Source organism: uncultured Virgibacillus sp., assembly GCF_947495635.1.
In the GTDB taxonomy this organism is placed as follows: Bacteria; Bacillota; Bacilli; order Bacillales; family Amphibacillaceae; genus Virgibacillus; species Virgibacillus salarius.
The window spans coordinates 1-481 of record NZ_CANMAB010000230.1; the positions used below are offsets into that span (position 1 = coordinate 1).

Here is a 481-nt window from a genome sequence, read left to right on the forward strand (position 1 = left end):
CTTTCGATATTTATAAAGGGGAGACCTTTGGATTAGTAGGCGAATCTGGCTGTGGAAAGTCGACAACGGGAAGAACAATCATTCGTTTATATGAGGCCACAAGTGGTCAAGTACTGTTTAATAACGAGGATGTACATGGGAAGAAGTCGAAGAAGGATCTGCTTAAATTTAATCGAAAAATGCAGATGATTTTTCAGGATCCATCCTCATCGTTAAATCCGCGTATGACAGTCATGGATATTATAGCGGAAGGCTTGGATGTCCATCATCTCGTAAATAACGAGGCAGAACGGAAGGCGAGAGTAGAAGAATTACTACAGGTGGTAGGCTTGAATAAAGAGCATGCGAGCCGCTTTCCTCATGAGTTTAGTGGTGGGCAGCGTCAACGGATTGGTATCGCGCGAGCACTTGCCGTAGAGCCAGAATTAATTATTGCCGATGAGCCCATTTCGGCACTGGATGTTTCTATTCAAGCACAGGT

Annotated in this window: 1 protein-coding gene; it reads left to right on the top strand. The window is 44.3% G+C overall.

Going from position 1 to position 481, the window contains the following annotated elements:
* Window positions 1–481 (top strand): dipeptide/oligopeptide/nickel ABC transporter ATP-binding protein (locus tag Q1A47_RS20610; protein WP_299632763.1); only part of this gene is annotated, 481 nt, incomplete at both ends.